The organism is Serratia sp. (in: enterobacteria) (assembly GCF_046715635.1).
Lineage (GTDB): Bacteria > Pseudomonadota > Gammaproteobacteria > Enterobacterales > Enterobacteriaceae > Chania.
In genome coordinates this window covers 1-4,640 of record NZ_JBKJYW010000263.1, presented here as the reverse complement: position 1 = coordinate 4,640, position 4,640 = coordinate 1, and the positions used below count along the sequence as shown (strand labels likewise).

At 57.5% G+C, this 4,640-nt stretch carries 3 protein-coding genes; 2 read left to right on the top strand and 1 reads right to left on the bottom strand.

Annotation, left to right across the window (positions count from 1 at the left end; translation table 11 throughout):
- Both ACLQ7H_RS13090 and ACLQ7H_RS13085 read left to right on the top strand, forming a co-directional pair.
- On the top strand, nt 1–1,589 hold a 1,589-nt coding region (locus ACLQ7H_RS13090; protein ID WP_411753049.1), incomplete at its 5' end, for an amidohydrolase.
- 242 nt (nt 1,590–1,831) lie between these two features.
- Nucleotides 1,832–3,172, top strand: a complete 1,341-nt coding sequence (locus ACLQ7H_RS13085) for an APC family permease (RefSeq protein WP_411753048.1) — start codon at nt 1,832–1,834, stop codon at nt 3,170–3,172.
- Nucleotides 3,173–3,333: 161 nt separating this feature from the next.
- Here the strand turns inward: ACLQ7H_RS13085 and ACLQ7H_RS13080 are convergent.
- Nucleotides 3,334–4,640, bottom strand: a 1,307-nt coding sequence (locus ACLQ7H_RS13080; RefSeq protein WP_411753047.1) for a PLP-dependent aminotransferase family protein, incomplete at its 5' end; no start/stop codon positions are given.

The following is a 4,640-nucleotide window of genomic DNA, read 5'->3' as shown; positions in this document are numbered from 1 at the left end:
TAGGGACAGATGAGCAGGTGCTTGCGCTGGCGACACCCACCACCGAACGCATCGATCTGCACGGCAAAATGATGATGCCGGGCCTGATCGACAGCCATATGCACCCATTCTGGGGTGGCAAACAGCTTAAGGGATGCAGCCTGCACTATGCGGCGCTGACGGTAGAGCAGACCTTGCAGCATATACAGGCGCATCTGGATAAATATCCGGCTGGCGATGACGAATGGCTGACGGTGCGCGCCTGGCAGCGTCAGGCGATGATCCCGGTGGGTGCGGACATGAGCCGTACTCTGCTGGACTCTCTGAACACCCGCCGCCCGGTAGCGTTGTTCGCTAACGATTGCCACACGCTGGCGGCTAACAGCCGTGCGCTGGAGATGTTGGGCATTGATGAAAATACGCCAGTGCCGCCAGATGGCAAGATCGCCCGCGATGCCGATGGTCAACTGACCGGGATCCTGGAAGATGCTCCGGCCATGCGCGCCTTCGACAGCATTCCTTCCGGCACGGCGGAACAGAACGTGCAGGTGGCGGCTCATGTGCAGCAGGTACTGCATGAGCAGGGCGTAACCACGGTGATGGACACCCGCGTGTTTGCGGAACAGTTGGAGGCTTTCGCCGTACTGCGCGATCGCGGTGAGCTGACCTTACGCGTGCTGGGGGCCAAAGAAGTCACGCCAGATAGCGTACAAGGGCCGGAAGACGCTGCCCGTGCGGTGCAGGAAGTTGTCGCCTTTGCCGAACAGTGGAGCAGCCAGCCTTGGACACCGCAGGCCGGGATCTCTGTTGGCCATCTCAAACTGTTCGTCGACGGCGTGTTGCAGCCACCGACCATGACGGCGGCGCTGCTGGAACCTTACCGCGAACATCATGGGGAAGCCAAGAGTGAGCGTTATGGCGATCTTTACTTCACCACGCCGGTGCTGAACGCACTGATCGTCGAATGTGGCCGTGCTGGCCTGCATCCGCATACCCACACGGTAGGCGATGGGGCGATCGAGCAGGTGCTGGATGCGGTAGAACTGATGCGTGCGGCCTGCCCAGGCAAGGATATCCGCCCAGGGTTGGCCCATAACGAACTGGTTGCGCCCCATCAGTATGGGCGCTTTGCCTCTTTGGGCGCGACGGCGGTGCTTTCGTTCCAGTGGGCCGGTTTACCGGGCGTGTTGATCGATGAAGAGCGCGAGATGTTGGGTGAGGCGCGTTTCCCTCATCTGGAACCTGCGGCACGCTTCCTGGATGCCGGTGCGCGGCTGGCCTATGGCAGCGACTGGCCGATCGATCGCCTGGATGAGTGGTATAACCTGCAGGTGGGGATGACCCGTCGCGCCTGGGATAGCGAAGGCAACCCAGCCGGGCCACGTCTGAATAACGATCGCGATCTGACCCTGATCGAGACGCTGCGTGCAGCCACCATCGATGCGGCCTATATGATCGCCAAAGAGCAGTACATTGGCTCGCTGGAGGTGGGCAAATTTGCCGATGCGATCGTCCTGCACCATAATCTGTTTGAACAACCGGCAGAAAAAATGTACCAGACCCGCATTGAGCGGACTTTGGTTGGCGGGCAGATTAGCTACCAGTCCTGATCGCTAATTTGAATGAAAGCGGTAATTTTTACCGCTTTTCCTCATCCTGCAAACAATAAATCAACGGGTTATGCCCCAGTTCTTTACCTATTGCCATCTGGTTGGCTGAAAGCGGATTGTTAGCTTCCCCGGTAGCCTAACTTGTGCCAGAATCCGTCCCCTTGTTTTTACCGCAGCGAATCAAATAGCCTATTGGGATTGGCCCTGAATAGCGCTGAGCTGCGCCAGGAGATGATACGGTAATGCCGCAAAACATTCGGTTGCAACGAGTTCTTAAAACCCCCGCCCTGGTTGCGTTTGGCCTTGCCTATATGGTGCCACTGGGCGTGTTTACCACCTACGGTCAGGTTACCGTGTTAAGTCAGGGCCACTTACCCGTCGCTTATCTGGTTACCATCGTGACCATCCTGTTTACCGCCCTGAGCTATTGCCGGATGACCAACGCCATGCCGCTGGCAGGTTCGGCCTATTCCTACGTACAGCGCAGTTTTGGGGGGAAAACCGGTTTCCTGGTAGGTTGGGCGCAGATCCTCGATTATCTGTTCCTGCCGATGCTTAACTATCTGGTTTTAGGTATCTTCTTGCACGAGGCATTCCCGTCGATCCCTGCTTACGTGTTTATTCTTGGCTCCATTGCCAGCGTCAGCGCGCTGAATATTCTGGGCGTGCGCCTGCTTAGCTCGGTGAACTTCACGCTGATTGCTTTGCAGATGGTGTTTATCGTGCTGTTTATCGTGCTGGCGTTTAGCGAGGCCGACCTCAGCCCGGCATCATTGATGAAGCCGCTGCTGGTGGATGCCGGTGACTTTTCCGGTCTGATCGCCGGGGCTGCGGTGTTATGTCTGGCCTTCCTGGGTTTTGACGCCATTGCCACCATGGCCGAAGAGGCCGCCGATGCCAAACGCACGCTGCCGCGCGCGATCCTGATCACCGTGATCTGTGCCGGTGGCATCTTTGTTGCCGTCTCCTACGCGGCGCATCTGGCCTATCCTGACTGGCAAGCGCTGATCCCGCACCAGGATACTGCCAGCCTGATTATTTCGGAGCACGTGGGCGGCAAGTGGATGTACAACTTCTTTATGGCCACTTACCTCACTGGGGTGTATGCCTCCTCCATGTCTGCACAAACCGGCGTCTCACGTATTTTCTACGCTATGGGCCGTGAAGGCGTGTTGCCGCGCAAAGTGTTCTACCACCTTCATCCTCGTTTCCGCACTCCGTGGCGCGCGATCGTGTTTGTTGCCATCATCTCGCTGTTGGCGCTGTGGATGGATTTAAGCATGGTGGTGTCGATGATCAGCTTTGGCGCACTGGGGGCGTTTACCTTCGTTAACCTCAGCGTGATCAAACACTTCCTGATTAACCAAAAACGCCGTGGGCTGAACGCGATGTTCAAATACGGCCTGCTGCCGCTGATTGGCTTCGGTATGTCGGTGTGGCTGTGGGTCAACCTGGATCCCGAAGCGCTGAAAGTGGGCTTCACCTGGCTGTTTGCTGGCTTTATTTATCTGCTGTGGCTGACCAAGGGGATGCGTCAGGACCCTCCGTCCACCCAGGATGATATTGGCGATCTGCTGGATTGATACCCCTCACCCCAACCCTCTCCCGCAGGGAGAGGTGGGTAGTCATTTAGTCATCTCAGCAAATTTTATCGCCCCCTCAGCCAAGGTATGTCACTGAGTTTTCAAACTTACTCGATCGGTCCCCTCTCCTTTTGGGAGAGGGTTAGGGTGAGGGGCTTGTTTTAGGCTCCTTCCGGCAGAGCAATACACTCCAACAACACGTCAAACGCCGCCGCCATCTGCTCTTCGGGCACGCAAGCAAAGCCCATCAGCAGCCCGCGTCGCGCATTTGGCAGCATGTAATACCGCGATAACGCTCTTACCAGCACTCCACGTTCATTGGCCGCCGCAGCGATGGCGACATCGTCGGCATCATCTGGCAGGTTGAGCACCAGGTGCAGCCCAGCGTTGCTGTTGAACTCGCTCAACGCCTGCTTACCCAGATGCTGTTCAATCAGCGCGGTGAGGAACCCACGCCGTTTGGCATACAGCAACCGCATACGGCGGATATGCGCCGTATAGTGGCCTTCCTGAATAAACTGTGCCAGCGCCGCCTGAATGATCAGATGGCCACCACGATAAAGCTCCGCGTGAGCCGTTTTTAACTCGTCCATCAATGGTTTGGGAAGCACTACATAACCCAGCCGCAGGGCCGGATAGAGCGTTTTGCTGAAGGTGCCGATGTAGATCACCGGTGCATCGGCTTCCAACCCCTGCAAGGCCGGGATCGGTTGGCCGGAGAAGCGGAATTCGCTGTCATAATCATCCTCCACGATCCAGCCGCCAGCCGCACGGGCTAAAGCGAGCAGCCGTTGCCGACGTGCCAGGCTCATGACCGATCCCAACGGGTATTGGTGCGAAGGGGTGACAAAAATCAGCCGTGGTAAGGCCGCCGGTTGTTCTGGTGGCACCATCCCGGCCTCATCCACCGCCCACGGGCAGATATTGACGCCGTTCATGCGCAAGATATTGCGGATCCCCCAATAGCCGGGTTCCTCGATCCAGGCGTCATCCCCTGGATTACACAGCATGCGGGTGACCAGATCGATCGCCTGATGAATACCTTCGGTGATCAGGATCTGTTCCGGCGAGCAGCGCACCGAACGTGATACCCGTAGATAGTCCACCAGCGCATGCCGCAGCTCCGGGCTGCCGCCCTGGTTGCTGTAAGTCAAACGCTGTGAGGTTGGGCGTCGGCTTATGCGTGCTTGGAGTTTGCTGAAGATGTGATGCGGGAATGCATTCACATCGGGGACGCCGGGGATAAAGGCTCCCCATTGTTTCGGGCTGGCGCTGGCGTGTTGCAGTAGCGTGATGCCACGTTGTGACAGCTCGGCACGCCGTTGCTCAACGTCACCGCCAATCGGCTGGCTGGCGGTGGATAAACAGCTGTCGGGTACCGTTTCTGCGACGAAGGTTCCACTTCCCTGGCGCGAAAACACATATCCTTCCGCCAGCAATTGTTCATAAACGGTTAAAACCGTATTAC

Bases quoted from the DNA above. Each gene is read 5' to 3' on its own strand.
- ACLQ7H_RS13085 (WP_411753048.1), top strand. From the start codon at position 1,832: ATGCCGCAAAACATTCGGTTGCAACGAGTTCTTAAAACCCCCGCCCTG.